General features: G+C 52.6%; 22 protein-coding genes, 1 pseudogene and 1 CRISPR repeat array. Of the genes and pseudogenes, 12 read left to right on the top strand and 11 right to left on the bottom strand.

Going from position 1 to position 26145, the window contains the following annotated elements; translation table 11 throughout:
• Positions 1 to 92 precede the first annotated feature (92 nt).
• Together ACX1CU_RS02495 and hpaX are read right to left on the bottom strand one after the other, a co-directional pair.
• Entirely contained in the window at positions 93 to 1406 is a 1314-nt protein-coding gene (locus ACX1CU_RS02495) for a serine hydrolase domain-containing protein (RefSeq protein WP_459401072.1), read from the bottom strand.
• Between the two features lie 14 nt (positions 1407 to 1420).
• Positions 1421 to 2764 carry a 4-hydroxyphenylacetate permease gene (gene hpaX / locus ACX1CU_RS02490; protein ID WP_459402706.1) on the bottom strand — a complete coding sequence of 448 codons (1344 nt, stop codon included), beginning with the start codon at positions 2762 to 2764 and terminating at the stop codon, positions 1421 to 1423.
• Positions 2765 to 3219: 455 nt separating this feature from the next.
• Here hpaX and ACX1CU_RS02485 point away from each other — a divergent pair, with 455 nt between their 5' ends.
• The 10 genes from ACX1CU_RS02485 (at position 3220) to ACX1CU_RS02440 (ending at position 11291) form a co-directional block, all read left to right on the top strand.
• A complete protein-coding gene (locus ACX1CU_RS02485) occupies positions 3220 to 3687 on the top strand; it encodes a MarR family winged helix-turn-helix transcriptional regulator (protein WP_459401071.1) in 468 nt (155 codons plus the stop codon).
• Positions 3688 to 4026: 339 nt separating this feature from the next.
• Positions 4027 to 5148 (top strand): amidase, encoded by a 1122-nt coding sequence (locus ACX1CU_RS02480; protein ID WP_459402705.1) that lies wholly within the window; start codon positions 4027 to 4029, stop codon positions 5146 to 5148.
• Positions 5149 to 5251: 103 nt separating this feature from the next.
• Positions 5252 to 6379: an acyl-CoA dehydrogenase family protein gene (locus ACX1CU_RS02475; protein WP_459401070.1), complete on the top strand. Its 1128-nt coding sequence runs from the start codon at positions 5252 to 5254 to the stop codon at positions 6377 to 6379.
• Positions 6380 to 6402: 23 nt separating this feature from the next.
• Positions 6403 to 6762: an IacB protein gene (locus ACX1CU_RS02470; protein WP_459401069.1), complete on the top strand. Its 360-nt coding sequence runs from the start codon at positions 6403 to 6405 to the stop codon at positions 6760 to 6762.
• Positions 6763 to 6773: 11 nt separating this feature from the next.
• Complete coding sequence (locus ACX1CU_RS02465; RefSeq protein ID WP_459401068.1) at positions 6774 to 7289, top strand: nuclear transport factor 2 family protein; 516 nt, start codon at positions 6774 to 6776, stop codon at positions 7287 to 7289.
• A gap of 24 nt (positions 7290 to 7313) precedes the next feature.
• Positions 7314 to 8615: an aromatic ring-hydroxylating oxygenase subunit alpha gene (locus tag ACX1CU_RS02460; RefSeq protein WP_459401067.1), complete on the top strand. Its 1302-nt coding sequence runs from the start codon at positions 7314 to 7316 to the stop codon at positions 8613 to 8615.
• Positions 8615 to 9097: an aromatic-ring-hydroxylating dioxygenase subunit beta gene (locus ACX1CU_RS02455; RefSeq protein WP_459401066.1), complete on the top strand. Its 483-nt coding sequence runs from the start codon at positions 8615 to 8617 to the stop codon at positions 9095 to 9097. The genes ACX1CU_RS02460 and ACX1CU_RS02455 overlap by 1 nt, the downstream gene beginning before the upstream one ends.
• Positions 9098 to 9107: 10 nt before the next feature.
• Positions 9108 to 9848, top strand: a complete 741-nt coding sequence (locus ACX1CU_RS02450; RefSeq protein ID WP_459401065.1) for an SDR family NAD(P)-dependent oxidoreductase — start codon at positions 9108 to 9110, stop codon at positions 9846 to 9848.
• A gap of 17 nt (positions 9849 to 9865) precedes the next feature.
• On the top strand, positions 9866 to 10798 hold the full coding sequence (locus ACX1CU_RS02445; protein WP_459401064.1) for a PDR/VanB family oxidoreductase: 933 nt from the start codon (positions 9866 to 9868) through the stop codon (positions 10796 to 10798).
• A gap of 10 nt (positions 10799 to 10808) precedes the next feature.
• Positions 10809 to 11291, top strand: a complete 483-nt coding sequence (locus ACX1CU_RS02440; protein ID WP_459401063.1) for a flavin reductase — start codon at positions 10809 to 10811, stop codon at positions 11289 to 11291.
• A 164-nt stretch (positions 11292 to 11455) separates the two neighbouring features.
• Here ACX1CU_RS02440 and ACX1CU_RS02435 read toward each other — a convergent pair whose 3' ends face one another.
• The 3 genes from ACX1CU_RS02435 to ACX1CU_RS02425 form a co-directional block, all read right to left on the bottom strand.
• Positions 11456 to 12082 (bottom strand): NAD(P)H-binding protein, encoded by a 627-nt coding sequence (locus tag ACX1CU_RS02435; protein WP_459401062.1) that lies wholly within the window; start codon positions 12080 to 12082, stop codon positions 11456 to 11458.
• Positions 12083 to 12158: 76 nt separating this feature from the next.
• Positions 12159 to 13172, bottom strand: coding sequence for a DUF1176 domain-containing protein (locus ACX1CU_RS02430; protein WP_459402704.1), 1014 nt, complete (start codon positions 13170 to 13172; stop codon positions 12159 to 12161).
• Between the two features lie 87 nt (positions 13173 to 13259).
• The gene (locus ACX1CU_RS02425; RefSeq protein WP_459401061.1) at positions 13260 to 13703 is read right to left on the bottom strand and encodes a YhbP family protein; all 444 of its coding nucleotides are present in this window, start codon (positions 13701 to 13703) and stop codon (positions 13260 to 13262) included.
• A gap of 308 nt (positions 13704 to 14011) precedes the next feature.
• Here ACX1CU_RS02425 and ACX1CU_RS02420 point away from each other — a divergent pair.
• A pseudogene (locus tag ACX1CU_RS02420) lies at positions 14012 to 14239 on the top strand (ornithine decarboxylase); the annotation flags it as partial.
• 592 nt (positions 14240 to 14831) lie between these two features.
• Entirely contained in the window at positions 14832 to 14999 is a 168-nt protein-coding gene (locus ACX1CU_RS02415) for a YhfL family protein (protein ID WP_459401060.1), read from the top strand.
• Between the two features lie 522 nt (positions 15000 to 15521).
• A CRISPR array of direct repeats spans positions 15522 to 17410; the repeat unit is 28 nt; unit sequence TTTCTAAGCTGCCTGCACGGCAGCGAAC.
• Between the two features lie 129 nt (positions 17411 to 17539).
• Here the strand turns inward: ACX1CU_RS02415 and cas6f are convergent.
• The 6 genes from cas6f to cas1f form a co-directional block, all read right to left on the bottom strand.
• Entirely contained in the window at positions 17540 to 18091 is a 552-nt protein-coding gene (cas6f, locus tag ACX1CU_RS02410) for a type I-F CRISPR-associated endoribonuclease Cas6/Csy4 (protein WP_459401059.1), read from the bottom strand.
• 11 nt (positions 18092 to 18102) lie between these two features.
• Entirely contained in the window at positions 18103 to 19110 is a 1008-nt protein-coding gene (gene csy3, locus ACX1CU_RS02405; protein WP_459401058.1) for a type I-F CRISPR-associated protein Csy3, read from the bottom strand.
• An 18-nt stretch (positions 19111 to 19128) separates the two neighbouring features.
• A complete protein-coding gene (gene csy2, locus ACX1CU_RS02400) occupies positions 19129 to 20100 on the bottom strand; it encodes a type I-F CRISPR-associated protein Csy2 (protein WP_459401057.1) in 972 nt (323 codons plus the stop codon).
• The gene (gene csy1 / locus ACX1CU_RS02395; RefSeq protein ID WP_459401056.1) at positions 20097 to 21302 is read right to left on the bottom strand and encodes a type I-F CRISPR-associated protein Csy1; all 1206 of its coding nucleotides are present in this window, start codon (positions 21300 to 21302) and stop codon (positions 20097 to 20099) included. The genes csy2 and csy1 overlap by 4 nt, the downstream gene beginning before the upstream one ends.
• A 344-nt stretch (positions 21303 to 21646) precedes the next feature.
• Positions 21647 to 24937: a type I-F CRISPR-associated helicase Cas3f gene (cas3f, locus tag ACX1CU_RS02390; RefSeq protein ID WP_459401055.1), complete on the bottom strand. Its 3291-nt coding sequence runs from the start codon at positions 24935 to 24937 to the stop codon at positions 21647 to 21649.
• Positions 24934 to 25914, bottom strand: a complete 981-nt coding sequence (cas1f, locus tag ACX1CU_RS02385; RefSeq protein ID WP_459401054.1) for a type I-F CRISPR-associated endonuclease Cas1f — start codon at positions 25912 to 25914, stop codon at positions 24934 to 24936. The genes cas3f and cas1f overlap by 4 nt, the downstream gene beginning before the upstream one ends.
• Positions 25915 to 26145: the final 231 nt, after the last annotated feature.

The following is a 26145-nucleotide window of genomic DNA, read 5'->3' as shown; positions in this document are numbered from 1 at the left end:
GAAAATAGAGTTAACTTTTCCAAAAGTTGGGTAAATACCGGCCCCGAATCAAAATGTTTTCAACTCGGGAGCGGTATTGCGCTAGTTGCTGACTATTTTGCTAGCTTATTCGCGATGGCATTAAACATCAGCGAGGACTCTAGAGGCTGCGCACTCAGTGGAGGTACGGCTTTCGGCCATACAGACCACTGAACAATCACTAACTTCTGCTTTGGGTTGACAGCAATCATCTGGCCAAAGATACCCAGCGCCCATAGAGTATCCGCGCTCGCCAACCCATGCTTTGGCTCAACGTCTTTGGCGTTGGCTGGCACGCTGTTATCCCACCATTGGTAGCCATAAATGCCGTCAGGATGCTCAGCGCTAACCGATTTCTCTGCCTTGTTCCAGGTACGGGCATCCACAACCCAGCGATCAGGCAGCACTTTGGTTCCATCGGGTAATACCCCGTCGTTCATAATGAACAAACCAAATTTCCCCCAGTCTTCCAGTGTGGCATTAAAACCATGCGCCCCGACATCATGCTTGCCTATCTGGTAACTCTCCCACACACCATCATGGACCATGCCATATGGCTGCCAGATTTTTTCCTCCAGGTATTGTGCCAGAGATTTGTCGGTTGCCTTTTCCAGCGTATCACCAAGCAACCAGGCACCACCGGAAGAGTAGGACCATACCTGCCCTGGTCTGGCATAAGCTTTACGCTGTGGATCTTTTACCAGCCGGTTTACACAATCATAAGTCTGTTTATTCGCCTCGCACTGAGTCAGCAGAGCAAAGTCAGATTTTGGATTGGTATAGTCTTCGCCCCAGGTAACGCCAGAGGTGTGCTGCATCAGTTGACGTAGGGTCACCTGTTCCCAAGCTGTGCCGCGTACATCTGGATTGTATTTAACAATCTGATCATCCAATGAAGCGATTTTTCCCTCTTTGAGCGCAATACCGACCAACGTTGAAACCACCGACTTGCCGACCGAGCGCGACGTCCACAATGTGGTATCGGTGTTACCCTTGGCGTAATGCTCCCAAACTATTTTCCCCTCTTTGATGACCATCATTCCGGTAACGTCATTGCGTTGCAGATAGTCCGATAGCGCGTACTTCTGCCCTTGATACTGATAGCTAACGGCGGATAAATCCCTCACATCCCGCGCAATCGGGGCTGCTTTACCTGCTTTAAATACCTCTCCCGCATAAGAGCGATAATTGTTACGGAACCCGACTACACGCTGTTGCTGGTTCCATGTCAGCATATCTTTCACATCCGGCAATTGGGTATCGAGAGGGGCCGGACAGACGCTCAATTGTGCCACAGGGCAATCCGTTGAAGCTTGCGCCGCACCGACCGGCAGTGCAACGCCCAAACACAACGCCAGGAAACAAAATCCAGTTTTCAGTTTTTTCATAACACTTTCCTTCCTCAAGGAGCCGCTCTAGGGCGGCTGCTCTTCATGGGGATCAGCGAGACCACCACCGCACCCAACACCAGAAAACCGGCGACCAGATAAATTCCCGCATTGAAACTGCCCGTAACATCCCTCAGCCAGCCCATCAAGAGTGGGCCCAGCGCTGCGCCAGTCATCCCCGTGGCATTGATCACCGCAATACCGATAGCACGCGCCCGCAGGCTGATGGATTGATCGGGCGTGGTCCAAAAGATCACCATCGCGGCAAACGCCCCGGTGGACGCCATAATAATCCCCAGTAACTGCACCAGACTGGTGGTGCCCAATGCGGTAAACATCCAGCCCGCTGCGGCAAAAAGATAGGGCAGCAACGTATGCATTTTGCGCTCCTGCAAACGGTCTGAACGCTTGCTCCACCAAATCATCCCTATGATGGTACAGACCTGCGGAATAGCGCTGAGAAAACCAATGGTGATATTGCTGCTGCTTTGATTAAAACTCTGCAAAATCAGCGGGGTCCAAACGCTTAAGGCACTCAGCGTATTGGTCAGGCAGAAGTAAGCCAAGGTGTATAGCATAATCACCGGGGTAAACAGCTCACGCCACATGCTGCCGCTCTGCAATGCGGTATAGCTGGTGCTCCCCTGGGGTTGCACCAGGCTCAACTTGTCTGCCTCCATCATTTCCTGCAAACAGATTTTATCGTCGTCGGTTAACCATTTGGCCTTGGCGGGGCTGTCATCCAGATAAAACCAGACCACCACCCCCAGCAGCACCGAAGGAAAACCTTCCAGCAGGAACAACCACTGCCAGCCACGGAGATCCAGCAGGCCATCCATGCTCAATATGTAGCCCGATGCCAGCGAGCCCAGCGCCATGGTGACCGGCATGGCGATCATGAACAGGGCGTTGGCCCGCGCGCGGTAGTAGGCGGGGAACCAGTAGGTGAGATACAGCAATAAACCGGGTAAAAAACCGGCCTCGGCAATGCCCACCAGCATTCTCAACACGTACAGGCTGTTAGGGCCAGTGGCGAACATCGTGGCGGTAGAAGCCACGCCCCAGATCACCATAATAATCGCAATCCAGCGCCGCGCGCCGACGATCCCCAGCATGATGTTGCTGGGAATGCCAAACACCACATACATCACGTAAAACAGGGTGGTCGCCAGGCCAAACATGGTGCTCGTCAGGCCAATATCTTTCCCCATGGTCAGGCCGGCAAACCCAATGTTGATGCGGTCCAGATAGGAGAAAACAAACAGGATGAATAGAAACACCAGCAGCCGACGAAACAGCTTGTTAATAACGGCCTGTTGGCGGGCATTCAGCCGCGCACCATCGGCCGTAGGGAGCATCGGCGGGTCACACTGTATCTGCTCAGAAGAGGGGCTACCGTTCATGATATCTCCGCAATAAGGTTCATGGGTGTTGAAAATCCGGTGCAGGCACGCGGATAGGCTATCCACAGCGTGATTGGCTCACGGGGGATATATAATGTTTTGATATTTATATTAAAAATGGCCATTCCCAGAGGTTTTCGTGAGCCATTTGTTTTTCGTTATTGCTCAATTCGACACCAAAACATGGGCTCACTTATAGGAAGGAACAGATCCGGGTAGCAACAGGTTTCTGCATAAATGATACGAAAATGTTAACTGTGTTACATTTTTGTATCATTTTCGTGCGATATTCGGCCGCACCACGATGGCGATCGGCAGGGAGGACCCCAAGAGGTATGCTGTAATGCTATAGACACCTACCATTAGCAGCTATAATCAGCGCGCAAATACCTCCCTCAGTAAGGAAAATCATGAGCCAAATACCAGATAGTCCGTCCCCGGAAGATCCGGTTTTTCACCGTGAGGAATTCCCGTTTTACTGGATCGTCAATGTCTACGCGCGTTATACCCAAATCATGGAAGTCACGCTCAAGAAGGTTCAGCTGGATGTGTCGCGTTTTCGGGTGCTGGTGATCACCCGCCTGTATGGCACCGCCAGCATCTCGCAGATTTCCGAGTATGCGATGGCTAAAATGCCGACGGTCACTAAAATTGTCGGGCGGCTGCGTGACGATGGATTAGTGACGACCGTCAGCAGCGAACGGGACGCCCGCGTGACTGAAGTGACACTCACCGCTGCTGGCAAGGCCAAAGTGGAAGAGGCGCACCGCCTGACGCAGAAGGTATTTGAAAAGGCATTTAAGGGCATGACGGCGGCCCAGCGAGAAAAAATGAACCAGTCTCTCGGGCGAGTCTTGGATAATCTCAATGAGCTGTAACCTCCCCCGCGCTACCCCGATCGCAAAATTGTGATCGAGCGATTAAAATAGAAATTAACACACTGTAAATAAAGACGTTATCACCACCGTCTGGGATTTTCCCCGGCGGTTTTTTTATTGGGAAAATAACCTGATTTTTCATTTTATTCATCATGATAGGTTATTAACCCTGCAATTTTTAATGCTATATCGATTGTTACCGAGATGTAATTTTTATGTGAAATATTACTTGAATTTTCATCTAAATCATCCATGATGGATTCATCGTCAATCTGAATAAAAAATGTACTCCTGGTTATTCTCAAAACAGATACGTTTTTTAAATCCAAGGTGGCAATGATGAACCATTTCAGTAACAGCAATGCCTACGTTGAGAAATTTACCCTGGGGCAAGGCGATCTGCACTTTGCGGTGAAAGATACCCTCGATGTCGCAGGCTATGCCACGCAGGCAGGGTGCCGAGCTCTCGCATCCGCCTCTCCAGCACAGCACCATGCGCAGGTGGTGAATACCCTGCTCAATCAGCACTGCGTTCTGGAGGGAAAAACCACCCTGCATGAGCTGGCGTTTGGCGTCACCGGGATTAACCCATGGAGCGGAACCCCGCTGAATCCTCAGTACCCCGCGTTGATCCCCGGGGGTTCTTCCAGCGGTTCGGCGGCGGCGGTGGCCGCTGGCGACGTGGATTTCGCCATCGGCACCGATACCGGGGGGTCGGTTCGTCTGCCTGCGGCCTGCTGCGGTATTCTGGGGCTAAAACCGACCTATGGCCTGCTCAGCCGCCAAGGGGTTATGCCAGCACAGAGTTCGTTAGACTGCGTGGGCCTGTTTGCCCGCAAGGCAGGCGTGCTGCGCCAAGTATTGAGCCGCTTAGCCATTCAGCCGGGTAACAGGCTGCTAACCCTGCCAGCAATAGGGGTGATTAGCGCCGCCGCGCCGTCTATCGATGCGTTAATTCACCAGGTGCTGGAACAGGCTGGAGCCACGCTGCACCCCATCTTGCTGCCAGAGCTTGACGAGGCTTACCTGGCCGGAATGACCCTCATCAGCCATGAAAACTGGCAAGCGTTTCACCCACTGCTGGCGCTGGATGGCATCTCCGACGATGTCGCCACCCGCCTGCGTGCCGGGGAAACGGTGAGCGCCGCCGCGCTGGCCCAGGCTGAACGCGTGCGGCAGAGTTTCAGCACTCGGCTGGATACGCTGCTGGAACGCACGCCGCTGCTGGCCTTGGCTACCCTGCCAGAACTGCCACCGACGCTGGGCGAAGCCCGCGATCCACTCAGCATGGTCAGCCTGACAAAGCTGGTTCGCCCCTTCAATCTCAGCGGGCACCCGGCGATCTCAGTCCCGATCGGTGAGATTGATGGCCGCCCGGTAGCGCTCCAGTTAGTCGCCAACAAAGGCCACGACCCTCTGCTGGTTGATGCTGCGGAATACCTGCTCGCCAGACTCCGCTAACGGCACTCGTTCGGCCCTTATTTGATTAATCAACTCAGTAAGTACGGCTTACTGCGGCAGCACTCGGCTGCCCGCTAACCACAGAATCACCCAGGAGGAAGCCATGTCAGCTCTACATCGTCATGAAGATATTGCTCCATTACTGAATGATATTGCGGCCCACAGCGTGGATTTTGAGCATCAGCGCCATATCTCCGCCGACATCATTGCCCGTTTTAAACAGATCGGGGTTTACCGCGCGCTGGTGCCAAAGATTTACGGCGGTGATGAATGTCCCCCGGCGCAATTTTGTGAACTGGTTGAACAGATTGCCACCGCCGATGGTTCTGCCGGGTGGGTCGCCAGCTTTGGTATGAGTCCGTTTTACCTTGGGGCGTTGCCCACCGATACGCTACAGGCCCTGTATCGCCACGGCCCGGACGTGGTTTTTGCCGGGGGCATATTTCCCCCGCAGCGAGCACCGCAGACGGATGGTGGCTACCGCGTCAGTGGGCGCTGGAGCTTTGCCAGCGGCTGCATGGGGGCCTCGATCTTTGGCGTGGGGATCATGCCGGAAGGCGGGCAACCGCTGCCGCGTATGGCGGTGTTACCACAAAGCAGCGTGCAGATTGATCCCACCTGGAACACCGTTGGGCTGGCGGGCACCGGTAGCCACGATCTGGTGGTGAATGATGTGTTTGTGCCGCAGGAGTGGACCTTTACCCGCGGTGCGGCTCTCAATCTGGATGGGCCGTTGTACCGCTATCCGGTGCTCTCCCTGGCGACACAGGTGCTGTCCGTGGTGGCGCTCGGCGTGGCGCGTGCTGCGCTGAATGAAATCTACGCTATTGCACATCGACAACAGTCGGTCACCGGTGCGCCGCAGTTGGCAGAACGGCCACAGGCGCAGATCCAGATCGCCCGCTGCGAGGCCGAACTGTGCTCTGCCCGTTCCTGGTTTTATCAGGCGATTGATGACGTCTGGCAAGCGCTATTGGCGGGTAACGACGCCTCTTGCCAGCAGATCAATGCGTTACGCCTCTCTTCTACTCATGCCACCCGGGTGGCCGCAGAGGTGGCCCGCCAGGCTTTGGCGCTCAATGGCATGGGCGGGATCGCGCTGACCAGCCCGCTACAGCGCTATGTGCGCGACACCCTGGTGATTACTCAACACGCTTTTATGGGCGACCTTTCTTATATCAATGCCGGTACGGTGTTTTTCGGCGGTAAGCCGCTGCCGGGTTATTTGTGATTTTCACTCAAAAGGAACAACAGATGAGCCAGTCAAACAAACTGCGGGTGCTGTTTTGCATCGGCGTAAACCAGAATTTTTTTGATGCTACCGCGCCTGAAGCCAAGCAGGTGTGGGCCGCCTTTGGCGCAATGATGAAAGGGATGGAGGAAATGCCAGGGATCCGGGTGATTGGCAACATGGACGACGATCAAATCATGGTCGGGCCATCGCCAGGCTGGCCGTGGACGACCTACGTATTGGCCGATGCCGACGCGCTGGAACACGTCAGCGCAGTGTGCAACCTGTTTCGCACCACGCCCGTCGGCGATGGGGCTTACAAGTTATGGAAGTACTGCAAGATCGAAGCCCGCGTCGGCCGTGAACTGATCATACAGCGCTAACGGAGCCGCTCATGAACTTACCGGATGCTCAGCGTTTACAGCAGTTGGAAGATCAGCAGGCGGTACGGCTGTGCATCAGTGACTACATGCGCCTGTGTGACGAGCTCAACAGCCCGGAAAGTGCCCGCGCAGCCGGGGCGTTGTTTACCCCAGACGCCCGCTGGGAAGGAGTTGGCGAACCCTATGCCACCCGTCTTGGCGTGCATCAAGGGCGTGAAGCCATTGTGGCGATGCTGCTGCGCTATGTCCGTCAACCCGCCCACTTCGCCATGAATGCCCATTTTCTCTGCTCGGAAACGATCGGCTGTGAGCAGCCAGGGCGCTTGCGTGGCCGTTGGCTGATGTTGCAAACCTCTACCTTCAGTACCGGGAACGCACATCTGAATGCAGCTGAAATTATTGCCTGGTTTGTGCGCGCAGAAAGCGGCATGCAGATCGCTCATTTTACTACCCGCAATCTGTTTAGCCGCCCGGTGAATCACTGGAACAGTGCCGATGAACTGCCGGTACCCGATGAAAGCCGCTAATTGAATATATACAGGGGAATGACCATGTCTTGTCAGCACGCTATTGCAGTAAAAAACCTCGACGCGACACCGCCCAGCAGCGCCGAAATTGCCGCGTTGGTTAAAGCCGACCGGGTACACACCTCGCTGTATACCTCCGCTGAACTGTTTGAACTTGAGCTGGAGCGGATCTTCAGCAAAACCTGGGTCTGGGTGGCGCACGTCAGCGAACTGCCGGAAAGCGGCAGCTTTAAAACCACCGAGATCGCCACGCAGCCGGTGATCGTGGTGCGTGACCGCAAAGGAGAAATTCGCACCCTGCTCAACCGTTGCCGTCACCGGGCGGCAACGGTATGTGAACAGCGCAAGGGTAAAACCAACAGTTTTGTCTGCCCGTACCACGGTTGGGGCTATGCGCTGGATGGCAGCCTGCGCGGCGTGCCGCATCCTGAAAGCTATGCTGATCAACTGAATAAAGCCGAACTGGGGCTGGTGCAACTTCGGACTGAACAGTACGCCGGAATGATTTTTGCCACCTTCAATCCGGGTATCGAACCGCTGAGCGACTATCTGGGGGCAGCCAAAAAGTGGATCGATCTGTTTATGAAGCAGGGCGCGGGCTATCCGGTTAAAACCGGCCCGGCACATCGCTTCCGCTTTCCCGGCAACTGGAAAATCCAGTTGGAGAACACCACCGATGGCTATCACTTCCCCGTGGTGCATCGCTCGTTTTTAAGCTCCGTCAATAAGCAGACCGAAGAGATGCTCAACTTTGTCGGCGGCAGCGGCTATGTCGAAGATCTGGGCAACGGCCACAGCGTGATGGTGATGATCCCAGAGTTGGTCGATCTGGACGCCAACCTGGATGCGCCCATTCCTGAACGCTTTCTCGAACTGGCAGAGGCGCTGCGCCAAGATCATGACGAACCGCAGGTGCGCCGCATTGTGCGTGCCGTCGGCGGTTCCGGGTTCAACCTGAATATCTTCCCCAATATCGCCTGCTCGATGGCGTTTTTCCGGGTGCTGCAACCGCTGTCGGTGAATGAAACCGAAATTCATCACGCGGTGATCACCATGGACGGCGGGCCGGACATTGCCAATCAGGCACGCCTGCGGATGCATGAACACTTTCAGGGGCCGATGGGGTTTGGCACACCGGATGACTCCGAAGCCTGGGAGCGGGTGCAGCGCGGTGCGACCGCCGGGGACAATTTGTGGATCATGCTAAACCGCGGGCTCGCCGGTGAGCAGCCAACCGCCGACGGCCTGCGCAGCGACGTCAGCGCCGAAACCGGGATGCGGGCAGCCTACCAGATGTGGAAAAAACTGATGACGGAGAACTCATAATGGAAGCCTCTAACGCAGTGCTGTTCAGTGCCATCACGCTGATTAATCTGGAAGGTGATTTGCTCGATCAAGGCGATTTCAATGCCTGGCTGGCGCTTTGGCAACCTGACGGGCTGTATGTGATCCCTATCGATCCGCAGGAAACCGATTTTAAAAACAGCCTTAACTACGCCTATGACGATCACCAAATGCGGATGAAACGCGTGCGCCGCCTCGACAGCGGCGAATCCATCTCCACCACGCCGCGCGCCCGCACGCTGCGCACGCTGTCGCGTTTTCGCCTGCTGGAAGCAGACGAACATCAGGTGGTGGTGCGCTGTGCTCAATCCCTGTGGGAACACCGCAAGGGCAACAGCAGGCACTATGCCGCCGACGTCACTTACATCCTGTTGCCACAGGGCAGCCAGTGGCTGATTCAGCAAAAGACCATCCGCCTGATTAACAGCGATGACGTGCTGCACAGCATCGGCTACATCCTCTAAGGAGCAAGGCATGACACAAACCGCATTAGTGACCGGTGCCGCTTCGGGCTTAGGCAAGGTTATCGCCACCCATCTGTTACAGCAGGGTTTTCAACTGGTGTTAACCGATGTGAACCTTCAGCGGGCACAGCAAGCCGCTCGTGAGCTGGATAGCCATGGGGATCGCGTACTGGCACTGGGGTTGGATATCCGCCAGGTGCAAGACGTTGAACGCGCGCTGGCCGCCACTTTAGAGCGTTTTGGCAGCCTGGATGTGCTGGTGAATAACGCCGCGCTGACCTTGGCAACCCCGGTGATGGACATCCAGCCCGATGAGTTTGATCAGGTACTCACCACCAACCTGCGCGGCACTTTTGTCAGTTGCCAGACCGCAGGGCGCTATTTTGCCGAGCGGGGCTATGGCCGAATTATCAACCTGGCCTCGTTGGCGGGGCAAAATGGGGGAACCGCCTCTGGGGCGCACTACGCGGCCTCGAAGGGCGGCATTCTGACGCTGACCAAGGTCTTCGCTCGTGAGCTAAGTCAATCCGGCGTCACCGTAAATGCGATTGCGCCGGGCCCGCTGGATTTACCCTCGGTTCATGCGTTAGTCCCGGCAGAAAAGCTGGCGGGGTTATTGCAGATGATCCCGGTCGGCAAGCTGGGCGATGCCGAGTTTGTGGCGCAGGCGGTAGCGTTATTAGCCTCACCGCAGGCGGCCTTTGTCACCGGTGCCACCTGGGATATCAACGGCGGGTTGTTTATGCGCTAAGGCATAAGGGAGTCAATATGTTGATATTAAAAGTGATTGCCCGAGCATTGCAGGGCGATGTCGTCCTGCTCACCTTGGCTGATCCAGCAGGCAAGGAGTTGCCCGGTTTTACCGCCGGGGCACATCTCGATCTCCACTTGGGGAACGATCTGGTTCGCCCTTATTCACTGTGTGGCGATCCTGCCGATCGCTATCACTACCAACTGGGCATACTGAAAGCCGCTCAATCTCAGGGCGGTTCGCGGGCGGCGCATGCTTTGCAGCCAGGGGATGAGGTGCGCGTGAGCACGCCGCGCAATCTGTTCGCGCTGGAGCCCAATGCGGCCCACAGCCTGTTGATTGGCGGGGGTATTGGTATTACGCCCATGCTGGCGATGGCGGCAACGCTCTATGCCGCTGGCCGTTCCTTTAGCCTCCATTACTGCGCCCGCAACCGCCAGCAGGCCGCTTTTGCGGATAGGTTGGAACATGCCCCCTATGCCCACCATGTACGGCTGTATTTCAGCGACGAGCAACGCTTGGCATTAACCCCAACCCTGACGGATGTACCCGAGAATACCCATGTCTATGTCTGCGGCCCGCCACGCCTGATGACGGCGGTCACCGAGCAGGCGATCGCCTTGGGTTATTGCCACGATCGCATCCACCAGGAGTGTTTTGCGGCTGAAGTGGCAATGCAGGGTGCGGCCTTTGACGTCACCCTGGCCAGCAGCGGCACCAAGGTGCGAGTGGCAGAGAATCAGAGCATTGTCGAAGCCTTGGCGCAGGCGGGGTTGAAAGTATGTGTTTCCTGTAAACAGGGGATCTGCGGCAGTTGCTTGACCGACGTGCTGGAAGGAGAACCGGATCATCGCGATAGCTATCTCACCGACGAGGAAAAGGCAGCTAACAATCTGATTCTATTGTGTTGCTCGCGAGCGAAAAGTGCGCAGTTAGTACTCGATCTATAAGGAAGAAATCATGACTCTTCAAACTGAATTTCGTAATGCGATGGCGCAGTTGGCTAGTGCAGTCTCGGTGATTACCACCGATGGCCCGGCGGGAAAATATGGTTTTACCGCTTCGGCGGTGTGCAGTGTGACCGATCAGCCGCCCACCCTGCTGGTGTGCATGAACCGTAATTCTTTTGCCAACCCCCATTTCAAGCAAAACGGTACGCTGTGCGTCAACGTGTTGTCCAGCAACCATCGCGATCTATCGGGGATATTTGCCACTGCCACGTTGCGCTCGGAGCAGCGTTTTCTCCATGACAGTTGGCAAGTACTCGCCAGCGGTGCGCCAGTATTGAATTCGGCCGTCGCCAATTTTGATTGTACGATCCATCAATTCCACGAAATCGGCAGCCACACGGTGTTTTACTGCCAGGTGCAGGCGGTGCGCATCAGTGAATCCCCACGTGGGCTGATGTACTTCAACCGTCGCTATTATGATTTGGATGGATAACTGCAAGATGTGAGGCCGATCGTGACGCAACTGGCTTTCCGGCGGCTTGGGAAATTTAGCGTTTTTGACTGACACAGTATCACAGGGATCGCGTTAAAGGGGATTTCCTTTACGCTGGGGGATTCAGATGGTGACCAGGCCGTGACGATCTGCCCCCACTATGATCAACGTGAGCAATGCAATTGGTCGGATTCTAAAATTTTCACCCCATTGCCAGCGCTGAAGGCCTGCGTTAACAGGGTTTGCGCCACGTCGTTGCCAGCAACCGAGCGCCATTTGCCGGGCAGCAGCGCAAACAGCGGCACGCTGAGCCACTCCAGCAGGCGCGGTTTCGCCCGGCCCAACAGCATGGAAGGCCGCACCAGCGTCAGGCGTGGCCAGTTCTGCGCGCGCAGCGCCTGTTCCATCTCCCCTTTGGTGCGATTGTACAAAAATTGGGAACGCGGATTGGCACCGATGGCGCTCACTGCCAGGCAATGCTGCGCGCCCAACCGCTGCCCGGCGAGAGCCGTTTCGATCGCCAGTTGATAATCCACATGGCGAAACGCCTCGGCACTGCCAGCCTGACGGCGCGTGGTGCCCAGGCAACAGAACACCACATCCACCGGCTGATCCAATCCGGCCAGCAGTGCAGACAGATCGCCACCAATCGGATTGTGCAGCTTGCCGTTTGGCGGCAACGCCGCCCGCGTGGGGGCGATGATTTCCGTTACCTGCGGAGCAGTCTGCAATAGTTGCAACAGTTCTCCCCCTACCAGACCAGAAGCCCCGGTGATTAATACCCTTGTCATGCGTTCTCCCTTTACTCCCCAGCAAGCATCCAAAGATGCCCTTGTCTCAACCGGGCATCTTACGTTTTTTATTTCTTTACTGCGCGGGCTTCACATCTGCAACAAACGTCGGCAGATCCCAGGTTCCGCCCAACCGAATATAGCGACACATGCCTGTCGTAGCTTCACGACGCTTACGGAATGTTTCACCGTCCCACACCCAACTTGCCATTCCCCAACAGTCACCCAACCCGCGCCCTTTGTGGCCATAAGAAATAACGCCTTCACCATAATCCGAGCCCGAAGTCGTCACTAATAGCGGGGCTTCTTTCAACGTATTGTCGATCACCCAGTAACCACGGCCTTCGTTATAGGCGGCTCGCCAGCACAGCGCGGAGATCACGGCATACTTATCCCCCAACGGCGTCAGTGTGATGGCTTCTTCGCTTCCCTCGTTCTCATCCTGCGAGGGCTGTATTCTCTCGCAATCCTCCGGTTTCAAGGTGGCCAACAGCTTGGGTTTTAACGCTGCAATTTCTGGCGCAGTCAGCGGACGTTCCTGCATTTCAGCGACCTTCACCGCCCGAATAACCGGAGCAGGAATCGCTGCAGGCACGCTGCTTTCAGGCTTGTCGCCCTTTTTAGTCAATGCCCCCGGCGTACCGATACGCCCCTGGACATCATCCATTTTCAGCATCACGGCGGAAGCGCCGTCACCAGAAAGCACAAAGGGTAGCGGGCCACCTTTAAATTCAACTTTACTACTCCCTTTCACTGCTTTGATAAGTGCGCGGGTCTGGGCTTCTGATAAGCGCCAGGTATCACCCTCTGCCACTTTGAGCGCACCAGCAGATTTATCAGCAATCCAGAGGGTGAGTTTACCCATAGGGTTTGAACCATTAGACTCTATATCCCCCAAGGTCACTTCCCCCGTTGGCACCGTTCCAGGGCCAGCAAGACGCGTGAGCAGCACTGAACCACTGGACTCGCTCTCATCGCTATAACCCGCTGCACGGCAGGTATTAGTGTTGTCACAGGCCAGTTCCCAGTTCTTGTGGCTGAAAGAAACACCACTATCTTGCGCCATTACCAAGGGAGCAAATGCGGCCATCAGCGCCAGTGCAACTCTATCTCTGTTTTTCAATCCATCTCTCCTTAATGGCCAAACACTAATATTATGAAAAATTAAATGAGCGTATTAACAAGATAAGGGGCGTATCCAATGCAGCTTTTTACCAAATCCTAACGTGTTATCGGTCATTTTCACTTCCTGCAAAGTGAGCTGCCAGATCGGGGCTTTCATCACCTTCGCCACCGGGAAACGCTTGCAGTAACGCTCGCGGGCTAATAGATCTTCATCCCCCTGTAACAGGGCGATGTCACCACGATACTGCACGCCTTTGATCAACGCGATGCTCTTTGGCTGCGGAGCAATGGTTCCCACTACCGTGCTGTTCTGCTGCATCAGGCGGCCATGTTGGGTGTGCGGTTCGGTCATCAGCCACAGCGCCATGCGTTCGGCATCGAACACGTAAAAACAGTTGGCACACCACATCTCCATGCCATTACCGGCGCACAGCGTGAGCACGTGCTGCTTGTTGAGAAAACGGATGATGGGCTGCTGGTCTTCGGTTTGACTCAACGTTATCTCTCCTGTTACCGACATCTTCACGGTTGAAGACAGTCACAATTAGCGGCAATTCATTTTAAAGCCCCAAAACAGCATAGTAATAAATAATCTTTGTATTGATATGCACATCAAGCAGGCCTTATGAATAACAATAAAAAAACATTCTGGCTTTATTGGGTTCTCTACAGATCAAATTAGCGTGATACTCCCCCCGATACTCAACCGGCTTAAGCCAAGCCGATTCACGCCAGCCCGCATTTTTGTGGCTATTAATTCACATCGGTGAATAGCTGTATATACCTGTCATACTTCAAGTTGCATACCTGTGTGACTACATCCTGTTTGATTCTGCCTGGGTGGGTTACGAACAGTTCATCCCGATGATGAAAGAGTGCTCGCCGCTGCTGCTGGAACTGAACGAAAACGATCTGGGGATTATCGTTACTCAATCGGTGCATAAGCAGCAGGCGGGCTTTTCGCAGACCTCGCAAATCCACAAGAAAGATCGGCACATCAAAGGGCAGGATCGCTACTGCAACCATAAGCGTGCTGTGGCTAGCCCCGTGGCCAACTAACGCACAAACCAAGGGTTCAAGATTGACTCTTGGCAATTCGCGCTCTCCGCTACGGCCACTCGACGATGTAAGAGCGTTTTTTTACCAACAGAAGCGCGGTGAACAAGGCTTGAAAACCGAGATAGTCACGGAAAAACAACCACAAAGAGTTAAAAAATGAACGACTATTTTGAATGTTCTTATTTTTACCCTCCTAAATTCTGACAAAAAACCCGCAAAAGACTTAAAATCTGAATAAATATGATTTTCAGGTTCAACACCCCAACCAGACCAAGAAACACAGGTCATCGTCTTTTATTTTTAGCCAATCATAAAAACATTACTATTTAGTTAATTGTTTGTTTTTAACAAAACACATACAAAATAATTATTCCTCCACCTATTAATCTTAGTGAAAGATATAAAAACAAAATATGTCATTCGATTTTTTTGAATGTTCTATCAAGCTTGCTCAGCAGGAGCGGTAGTTTATAATGGTGAATAAAACAAATAAAAAATGTTGTTTCAAATAAATACACTGTGTAACATGCCGCTTGGATTTTTATTAAATACAGGAAAGTAAAAAATGAACAAATTTGCTAAATTGGTACTTATTGCTGCTGCACTGTCTACTCTGACTGCTTGTACTGGGCGTATTGAGAACAAAACTAAAGATTGCAGCTACGATTACCTGCTGCACCCTGCAATTTCTATCTCTAAAATCATTGGCGGCTGTGGTCCAACTGCTAAGTAAGAACCAGCACTAGTGCTTGTTTTATTGGTGACGCATAAAATTCAACTAGTTACCCGCATTTTCAATATAATAGATCTATAGTTTAGATTTATTTATATTATGAGATGTATAGGTTAAACTATTTTTATCGTCACCAACCTTACAACGCCAAACTAATAATGCAGATTTTTCTTAGTTATTGTTTATAATCAAGCTGAATAGCAATTAACTTCACTAACCAATGTATTTAGGGTTATGAACCATTCTCTACATTAGAGATACTTGTGAATTATCCCTTCTGCCACTCATGAAATACCCGTTCTAAACGCCAATCTTGGAAAATGCGCTTCCCGCACGAAGTTGTTGTATTCATATGGATGCAGAAGGCATAGCATCCTCCCCCATAGAAAAAATCACCATGCTTTAAAATTATAAAACCAGCAAGGTTCGTTAAATAAATCTAACTTTTTGAAGATCACATCAGTTTTGAACTGCCTGTACGGCAGTGAACGGGATAAATCAGGCTTATGCTGACCATCCGCTTTTCTAAGCTGCCTGCACGGCAGCGAACTTGATCCGCAGCCGTCCAATCGGCATCAAGATTTTCTAAGCTGCCTGCACGGCAGCGAACGTCTTTGCTCAATGATCCTTTTTTGATCCTTGTTTCTAAGCTGCCTGCACGGCAGCGAACGATCCGGGTGGCGGTGTCTATAGCGTTCTACTTTTCTAAGCTGCCTGCACGGCAGCGAACCCGTGTTGACCGAGGGACTGAACTTGGTCAATTTTCTAAGCTGCCTGCACGGCAGCGAACAGCATTTCAGTATTCGGGTTGGTCTGGCTCATTTTCTAAGCTGCCTGCACGGCAGCGAACAGTTACCTCCGCGCCGCCAGCGCGATCAGGCATTTCTAAGCTGCCTGCACGGCAGCGAACGAATCAATGCGATTACCCAGGCCGTACATGCTTTTCTAAGCTGCCTGCACGGCAGCGAACCGGCTGATGCCTGTCGAGTGTGAACGCCTCCAGTTTCTAAGCTGCCTGCACGGCAGCGAACGAATCCGCACCCGTTCCCCAGGAAACAGCCAATTTCTAAGCTGCCTGCACGGCAGCGAACAAACAGACGCCAGGTTCAGACATTACCGCACATTTCTAAGCTGCCTGCACGGCAGCGAACTCTGATGGTCGCCAATGTTCCCGCTGTTGTTCTTTCTAAGCTGCCTGCACGGCAGCGAACTTCGTTGGCCGACATCACACCGCTGCGAGTAATTTCTAAGCTGCCTGCACGGCAGCGAACTGTTTCTTCAGGTCACTGAGCGCCGCCTCACTTTTCTAAGCTGCCTGCACGGCAGCGAACCCGCTGAGGATATTTCCGAAGGCCCGCTAACCTTTCTAAGCTGCCTGCACGGCAGCGAACCTACCACATCAGGGAAGCTCACATGGGTGACTTTTCTAAGCTGCCTGCACGGCAGCGAACGACAAGATTGTCGCCAGCCTGTTGCCGTTGCTTTTCTAAGCTGCCTGCACGGCAGCGAACCGGTGATTGTTTTCGCTAAATACCGGGTTATCTTTCTAAGCTGCCTGCACGGCAGCGAACGCCGCAATCGTATTTTGTGCAGTTCTATAACTTTTCTAAGCTGCCTGCACGGCAGCGAACTTCGTTCTCGCTAGTTGTACGTGGCGCACGTTTTTCTAAGCTGCCTGCACGGCAGCGAACAAACGCATTGCCCTGCGCCTCTAACTGTTCACTTTCTAAGCTGCCTGCACGGCAGCGAACACGCGCCTTGCGCTTGATCGTCCCCCCCTCTTTTTCTAAGCTGCCTGCACGGCAGCGAACGCTGCGACCTTCTTCGATAAAATGGTCTTTGCTTTCTAAGCTGCCTGCACGGCAGCGAACCGACGGCAGTCATACCGAGGCGCAGGAAGTCTTTTCTAAGCTGCCTGCACGGCAGCGAACTTGCTGCTGTGGGCTTCTCTGAATGTGATCATTTTCTAAGCTGCCTGCACGGCAGCGAACGATATTGCCGACCCTTTCCGCCCGCGTTTCGCTTTCTAAGCTGCCTGCACGGCAGCGAACATGGCGCCAGTGCCTTTAACGTCCATCTTCCCTTTCTAAGCTGCCTGCACGGCAGCGAACCCATGGCGTGCTGCCGATGGCATTTGTGGATTTTTCTAAGCTGCCTGCACGGCAGCGAACTTCCTCAGGGTCGAAATAGGCGGCCGTTTCCATTTCTAAGCTGCCTGCACGGCAGCGAACCCGAACCACGCCGATAAACTCTTCAACATCGTTTTCTAAGCTGCCTGCACGGCAGCGAACTTGTGATGTTACTGCCTGCAGATACATCAACATTTCTAAGCTGCCTGCACGGCAGCGAACAGAACAGCGTTACGGGGCGTGGTGGTGCGCCCTTTCTAAGCTGCCTGCACGGCAGCGAACTGTAATAATAATGCGCCAGCATCCTGTTTATTAAACATAAATCAAGGTTCGAGCTGGAAAACCCTTTTTTCTTACCCTCTTATTACACCATTAAAAAACAATCAGTTAGCAATAGCCGAAAAAAAAGGGTTAAAACCAGGGTACGGTGGTACTGCTACTTAGACCATAGGCAGAGAAACTCCCCAACTGAGCTTGTTCCTGCAATTCACCATGCTGAATATAAATCCGCATCGTATTGCCGTTCGAAAGGCTACGCAGTTGAATAAAGGGCAACCTGAGCGATTTCTGTTGGGTATCAGGTATTTGCTCAAACGCTTGCTGTTCGGTTAACCACCCCTTGGCAATCGATCTCTGTCGCTTGTTATGAGCGCTTTTTGCCTGCACTCGCCTCACCGTTCGGTATTGTACCGCCTCAGGTACCGGTAATACCGCACTGCATCGAACGTAGTCACGCATGCCTTGTAACCAGCTTTGCTGCATCAGATTTTCGATATCCTGCGCCGAACCGTGTAAGCGCAACACGCTACCCAGAGTCTTATCATTACAAGGAAAGCTAACGCCTATTTTCCCTACTGCATAATGCCCTAACGCACGGTGTAATTTAGCAAACAGATTATTAAGCAAATCCTGTGCTGAGGTTTCCAGATCGGGTTGAACCTTAATATCCAAATAGTGGTCCATAATCACCTCGTTTAGCTTGCATCACCAAAGACACCACCGCGAATCAACATAGCAATGACATAGTGCTGCTGTGCCAAATCAGGTTCTTTACCTTTCAATACCCAAGCATCCAGCAAATTATAAAAATCCAACTTCTCCCTGGGTTGCCGGTAAGCCTTACCACGATTGGTCACTGAGCCATAAGGCTCTACCGCGATCGCCCCCACCTCCGCGGAGTCTGGGTGCCAGGTATCAATCGTACGCAAAGCATTGCCAATTTTTTGCGAGTGCATGGCGGCCACCTGGTTCAGTTGGAACAAGAATTTGCTCTTATCTCCTTTACCACCACCCATCACCAATTCTTGCGAAGGGTAGACCGCCTGCCCTTGCCCCAGACGGACAAAAGCCTGAACCTCAATAAAGGTATACTGCTGGCCATGCAGACCCGCTTCTATCGCTTTACTTAACTCCAGCAGATCGCCAGTCACCGGAGGAAATTCATTCAGGCTTTGTGCATAACCATCAAACACCCAAAAGCGACCACCACAACTCACCCGCACCTCAACCTGCTCAGCACCAACGCGGTTACGCCACAGGAAGCGGCCACTGGCAATATTGGTTGCATAACGTCTGGCAAGTTCACTAAATCCTTGGCGGGCAACATAGTCCTGGATCACTGCGGCCAATGCGGCCTGATAGTCAGGATCGTTGCAGGTAGAAGGCGTAGCCAGCCCACCGAGCACGCGCAGAGTAAAGCTCACTTTTAATGTGTCACAGTCGAAAGGTAATGCCGCCACATCTACGGTTTGCAGGTTGGCATTTTGAATCGCTGCATCCAGCTTCGCAGTGTCACTGCTGATCGCTGCCTTTAAACGGTTGGAAATCGTACCGCGCACCGCCTTTTCCTGTACCAAGATGGGCTGCCAGCAGGTTACATCCGTTCTCTCTTCCCAATTTCCCGCCGCCATAATCGCGTCAGAACAAGCCAACTTGCTTTCAAATGCCAGCACTGATGCCGTTTTTAATGTGATAGTCGCCATGATCCAATTCCTTTTTTATCAGAAAAAATCGAAATCTTCTTCGAGTTGAGAAATGCTGTCTGTAACCACGCTAGGTTGTGCCTGACAGAGATACCACTCTTGGTCACAATGGTATTGCCAAAATATCTGCCGCAAGTCGTCAAGATTGTGTGGGCTTTTCCATTCACCAATACCGTAGACCGCCTCTGCGAAACGAAAAGGCGTAACCCAATCGCGGCTGTTGTTCACCATACCTGGCTCATAGCAAGGCGAAATAGCGCGGAATCCTGCCATGATCGGCACCAGCCAGCCACTTTCTGGCTTGGGTTGATAAACCCACTGCGCTTTGTTGTTCTCATCCAGCGCACCGTGCTCATCTTGCAAAGGCACAGCCTGATATTTCAGCGCAGAAAAATCGAGCCAGGCATCCAAGAGATCGGCTTCAGGTTGGTTTTGCTGCAAGCGTAATAGATGCTGCTGTAACAGAGAGGAACGATCGAGCAGGACAAAACCAGGTAGCAAACGCCGGGTAAAGCGCGATCGCTCCTGTGTCGTCGTGGGAAAAGCCACAATGTCGATGTCTTGTAACCCGCTAATCGTCCCCCCAGCTAATCTCTGGCTCTGGCACAACGGAAATAAATGCTCACGCAGCGCCGCAATGCCTGCTTCACCGCCAGAAATCAGCCCCTGACACTCCAGAACCAGGGAGATATCCATCTGCATACGCCCCTCTTCAACAATAGGGGCCGTATTTCCCTCTTTAGTCAGTGGATTACGCGTTAATGCAAACACATAATCGCCCCATCCCGACGGCTGATAAGCCTGGATCTGATGATGATGGCACACCACCGCGCAGCCCTGTAGTTCGATACCGTGGCTCTGCTGAAGCTTGCGTGATAGCGCATGGGTATAGCCTAAGAGTTGAGTGATAGCAGGAAAACCGTAAGTCAGTCCGGCAATGGTGTTGACATTGCTGACCTGAAGGTGGCGTAGGGTAATTAATGTACTCATGCTTCCTCCCTCCACCCAAGGTCAAACTCCCGGAGGCGTTGACTGAAGACCTTCTGCCAGGCCTGGCTTTCAGCCTGGGCAAACGTCATCCGCTTGTGCTCCAGCTTTTTATTCAACCAATACGCAAATTGCTTGGCGATCTCGCCCGGCCAGGCATTTTTACTGCGTTGCTGCTGAAACTCTGCGGAAGGATTATGAGGATCGAGCCATATTCTCTGCGCATCAGGTAATTTACAGTCAGGATGCGAACTCCACCCTGCTAATTCGGTCAGAAACTGTATCTCACTAGCGTAATTCAATAAGGTGTCCACCAGCGCTAACACACAACGCCCACGCTGCTGACGGATCTCCAACGTACTCTCTTTCTCCGCCACACTGAGCAGGTAGTTTTTCAGTTGATTGACCTGTTGCCAGGTACGGCGGTTAAATTCGCTGCTATACAAAATATCTGTACCGCTGGGAGGGGTTAAGCAGCCGCGCCAGTTGGGCGGTGCGCAGGAGAGCAGCAGCATTTTTCCCCCGCGCATACTGTTCAAGATGGAGATGTTCTGAGGTTTAGAGCCGCCGTAAGACTGGATTGCCGTACCGGGGTAACTGACCTGAAGTTCAGCATGATATTTCCCGGCCTTTTTCGCTTCACGGATCTCTTTGGCCTGTTCACCAAAGCGGCTTTGCCCAATGCGGCCATAGATCTCATGCGCCAGAGAAGAAGGAAACAGCGGGCTTAGCAGATGATAGTCTTGTTTGGTGATAGGAAAGAAGATCTGTTTGGCAAGGGTGTGCGAGCTGAGATTTTTATCCACCAGCGCCAACTTAAAACCGGCCAGCCACTCTTCCAACTGCTGTAGATCGGCAGTAAAGGGAGCAAAAGGTGAGATATCGTCCTGCGCGATACAATCCGCTACGCTGGCACCATTCACAGTTAGCTGTAACAGCTTGGCCACATCCAAAGCAGCTGCGTTACCAATAGCATCGGTTTCCAGTTGGTTCAACGCCAGTGTGGAGAGATAGCCCTTGGCAACGGTTGACTCTCTGGCATCAAGTACACCGCTCCCCTTCGCATCGCCATGGGTAAACTTCAGTGCATGAGTCACCAGGCTGATCTGTTTGGCTCGCTTAGCCGCATCGGTTAACCAGGGAATATAGGCAAACTGATTATCCAGCGCCTGAAGCTGTGCCTGATATTCCGTACTGATTGCCACACGTCTCGCTGCCTCCGGCTCCTCCTTTAGTGCCTTTTCGCAGCTCTTTTCTACAGGTTCCTTTTTAACTCTTCGTCGCTCATCGATATAGCCAGCAATTGCTGCTGAGAGCCCGGTATATTCCATAAAGTGATCCTCACATTAATGTAGCGAGTACGACATAGAACAACTAACAGCGTTCAAATAGTAACCTTCCAATGAGTTAATCTCAACCTAAGTACTTATAATATAAAAATACGATAATAGACTTAACATCCATCAACCAATATGATTGCACTCCTACCGACTAGGTAGCTTAGAAGTAAGTACTTATGACCTCACTACCGCGCAGGTAGCCCGCGCCCTTACTCAAGGGCGCGGAACACGCCTAACACCGGATGATATCGCCATGCCACAGAGGTAGAACGCGACTCCCGCAAACGGATCTCACCATAACGAGTGCTGATTTCGTTGAGTTCCAGATCAAACCGTTCGGCCAAGAGTGGGTAAACATAGTCGGCATCCAGATTGAACCAAGGCTGATTGCCCGCGGCTAGTGTTAGAGCTACCGGCTCAATCACATCAACCGGTACATAACAAGGCGGCCTGGCGTTCATGTCATACAGGCGAAAATCGGCAACCTCACCAATCTCTTCCAGAAAAAGAAAATACTGTTCATCCGCCGCTGATTGACGGAATGGGGTGCAACGCTGAAATTCAGCGTGCCAGGTTGGCTGGTTCAACCACCAGCGAGAAGCACTGAGCAAGGGCTTCTCACCACGCTTATCTTGGAATAAGGCACACAATAGTTGAGCATGCTCCAGCTCAGAAAAGTTGTCGTATTGCGATTTCAGTCTAAGTTGCTCAGGTGACAAAATACGGGGTAAGGAATTAATTTCCTGGTACTTGATGTCGCGCAGCAATACGGATAAATCGTGGCTGGAAAAGCGGCGTTCCTGACTTTCAAAACCAGGGTGACGGTAAGCAATCTCCTCCCCGGCCAACGCATTAATGTTGTGTGTAAGAATGACAATATTGTCAGTCTCAGGTGAACACTGCCGATGCCGTTGTACTCGCCCCGCCAGTTGGATCAGCGAGCGCATTGAGCTGGGTTCGACTATCGCCCAATCATAGTCATGATCACGCCCCACCTCTGCTACCGAGGTTGCCAGCACCACAAACAGCTGATTTTCCTCTGGTGCGTTCTGTATCGCTGCCTGAATTTCTGGCTGGTGCCAAAGCGCGTCAGGATCGTAACGCGTCAACGCCGCATCAAGCCGGGTTTCAATATGAGAGCGCTGTGCCAAAGGGTGTTGGCTGTGGTAAACACAGTAGTGAATCCGATAATTTGCTTCCGGTGTCGTCGCCATCAGTGCTGAAGCTAGCGCTACTAACGGAGCGATATTGGCCATCCGCACCAGACCGATAGAAACCCGCTTACCCGATGGGTGGCGCTGGTGGTGGGCTTGATGCAGAATCGACATCTGCCGTTGGATCACGCTAACTATCGAGCGCACCGCTTCCAGCTTGCCAGCATGATTGTTGCTGACTGCCACCAGCCTAACCTTACGCAACACCTGTTGCCGGTTCAGCAAATTCTGCGCTCGTTGCAGAACAAAAGCCTGATGCTGTTGCTTGAAGCTTTCTCGGTCCGCAATACTGCCGTTGCCGGTATCGTATTCATCCACCCAAGCACAACAAATCTCTCCTTGTGGATTAGGTTCGCCATTGACGCTGGCATAATCCATCCACCCACGTTGATAGGCTTCAAATAACGCCACAATCAGGGCCGGTGGTAATGTTGCCGATGAGAGCAGTACACGGCTACCCAGCATTCCCGCCCAGTTGACCAGCCGACACAACGCAGGCAAGTCCGCCAGATCAAAATCATCGGGTTCGTCCAACACCAGATCTGACGTTAGTAACCGCAGCATTGGTGCAATCTGCTTACCCCCTCGAACCCCCTCAGTCGCGGGCATCAGATGATCGATAGTGCTGACGAGGATCGGGGCACTCAGCAATTGCTGTAGTTTTGGGCTGGCCTTCAGCCAACGGCTTAAGCGGCCATCTTCCAGGCTACCGTCATATTTTACATACATATGCTCGGCAAACAGATCGTCTGCCGACTCGCTACCTGAAGCCTGCAGTTCCCGCTGTTGCTCCTGCTCATTAAGCTCTTTGACAGCAGCAGAGCCAATCATAACGGCCAGATCATCATCCTGTAGATGCAACCTATTAAGCAGCGCTTCACCGGTCTGCAACGTCAACGTGCGTAAACCTAACGCCACGCTAAAACGGCAGCCCAACGTCTCATCCGCCAAACCATACATAATCCGGGCATTGGCAAACGTCTTACCACAGCCGGTAGAAGCCATATTGACGCCAAAAAAACCTTGCTGCCGAGTTTGTTCTCTTAACGAGCAAGCGAGATCATATGCCTTATCCTGCCAACGGAACCGGCTGTCAGTAGCACGTTTTTTAAAGTCTTTATGCCGGGTTATCGCAGGCAAAGAGTCTCTCAGCGCAGGTAGACTGCGGGCCAACAGGAAAGCATTATGAGCAACACCAATGTTATGTTCATCCAACTGCTGTTTACATTGGTGAGTGGTACGATCGGTGTTGGCAAAAGCGGTATAGTTGCGATCTTGCCACTTTTCCGTCACGGGCTGCGCTGAATAAAAGTGATCTGCCAGCATCAGAACCAGACGTGAAAGATGCAAAGTAAAACGCTGTTCAAACCACCCCACCCCGTTGTAGAGCACACTACTTTGCAGGGCACGCCGGGCAATTTCCTGCGCCTTCCTGCACCAGGTTGCGCTTTTGAACGGTGTCCCATGCGGAAACTGCCAGTTATGTTCACGTACCACTCCCGCATAGTCATTCATAAACTGCGGGGAATTCCAGCCGGGTGAAAAGCACTCACTGAGCCAGCGATCATGATATTCAAGTTTCGGTGGGTTTTGATATTCCGGCCAACGGGGTGAAGCAGGATAAACGGGCAACCGGTGATGAGAAACAATCAACCAGGCAACCACCTTCGCCAGCGGCGGCAATGCGGTGAATGGATTCTGTAGCGTGCGGGCATCATCAGCAATCAACTTGGCCAGCAGCGCGGGCTCATCCGCAGCGCTTACTTCCGCCAACGCCTGTAGCCACTGCGCATCCTCCCGTTCTGCGACAAAAGCAGTAAATAACCGCAGTGAGACCCACTCATGTCGGCAAGGCTCAAAAGAAGCACCTATCCTCAAGAGCTTGTTTTGAAACAGTCGATTAGCCTTACCAAAATCGTGAAACAACCCAGCAATACCCGCTAACAGCGCGATAACTTCAGCGTTGTGCCATTGATTCTCATCCTGACTACGCAGGATATCTCGCTGCGTGCTGTTCGTCGGTACCGTGCCCTGTGCATTAAAACGGCGCAGATTACCCACGATCCACAGCAATTCCGTGTTGTTGGCTCCCCGAATCCAATGACAAGCCACTGCCGTATTACGCTTGGCGGTTTTACGCAGCAGTTTCCTCAACGTATTCAAACCCTCTTGAGTAATCGGTGTTTGCCAAGTCCGATCCCCTTTCCGCTCGGCGAACTGGTCCAAAATACGACGAGTTTCTATCAATGCCTTTTTACTGCACTGAGCAACCAGCAAAATATTCATTTACCCACCTGTGACAGACTTTCTGCGGTGTCTTTCAGGGTATCAATCATCACATCCAGTGCATCCGCCTGCTGAAATCCAGTGAGGCAACGCTGGCGAAATTGCTGTTCATCCTCCCCAGCCATCGCGGCGATAAAGGCTTGAGGCAGAATTAAAGCATCTTTAATCAAATCAGCAATATCAAACACCAAGCCACCACGCCGAGTTTTGCCATGAAGTATCGACAAACCATGCGGCAGGCCAATAACCCAAGCCGCAGTAGCGCCAAGGCCATAAGCCAGATAGTTACCGTGATCTAAAAATCGGTTAGCGATGTCGATACCGCTGCCGCGTTTGGCACGGCTGAACTCACCATACTTCACTCCATTGGCCGCCAATTTATAGAGCGCTTTAGTCATGACCGCCTCTTGTGCCAGAACATCGTTGCTATTCTGGCAAGCGGATAAGCGCTGGATAAAATTGTCCAGCACCGGATTAAGCTGGGCAGCATCAACCTCGAATGCCTGTTCACGCTGCATGCGCACCGAGAGCCAATGAGTGCGGATTTGAGCAATGCGCTGTTGCTGAAAAGCAATAGCCGCAGCCAGACGCTTATCGTCGTTAAACCAGAAGCTCACCCAATGCTGTAGATATTCCGTTGGCCGGTATTCGCTTTGTGAGGTTAACCAGGAAACATCCACTTCAACTTCATTAGCGGCAAACAAAGGCGTGCCCCCACCGCCACAGAATCCAACCAGAACCCCCGCTTTAGCAAACTCACGCATAGCGGCCTGAGTGATTGAGGTACCGGTCCCCAGCATCACCACGGAGGTATTGGCGATGGGGATATTCCAATAGAGAGATTGCTTACCTTCATCAGTGACATATTCAACCCGCCCGCCGTTCACTAATACCCGGCAGTATTGTAAATAATAAATATTGGCGCGTTTCGAATGCAGGATAGTTTTCAAATCAGAAGGAGAGAATTGATTACTCATAAAATAGTAACATCCCTATTTTGGCGGGTCACAGAACCAACGCACATACAACTTGAGGTATGACCGGTATAGCATAATTCCCCGAGAAAATAGGATGATTAATGCTAAGTTTTTATTTGATTTTTATGGGTAATGAATTTGAGAGATGAATATAAAAAATCCATCATTAGATAAGGGGTGAGGGGCTTTTTTATCACGATCTATTGCCAACGACTCCGTTGGAAGCTCATT

This window comes from Serratia sp. D1N4, assembly GCF_054552755.1.
This window is presented reverse-complemented; position numbering and strand designations above follow the sequence as displayed.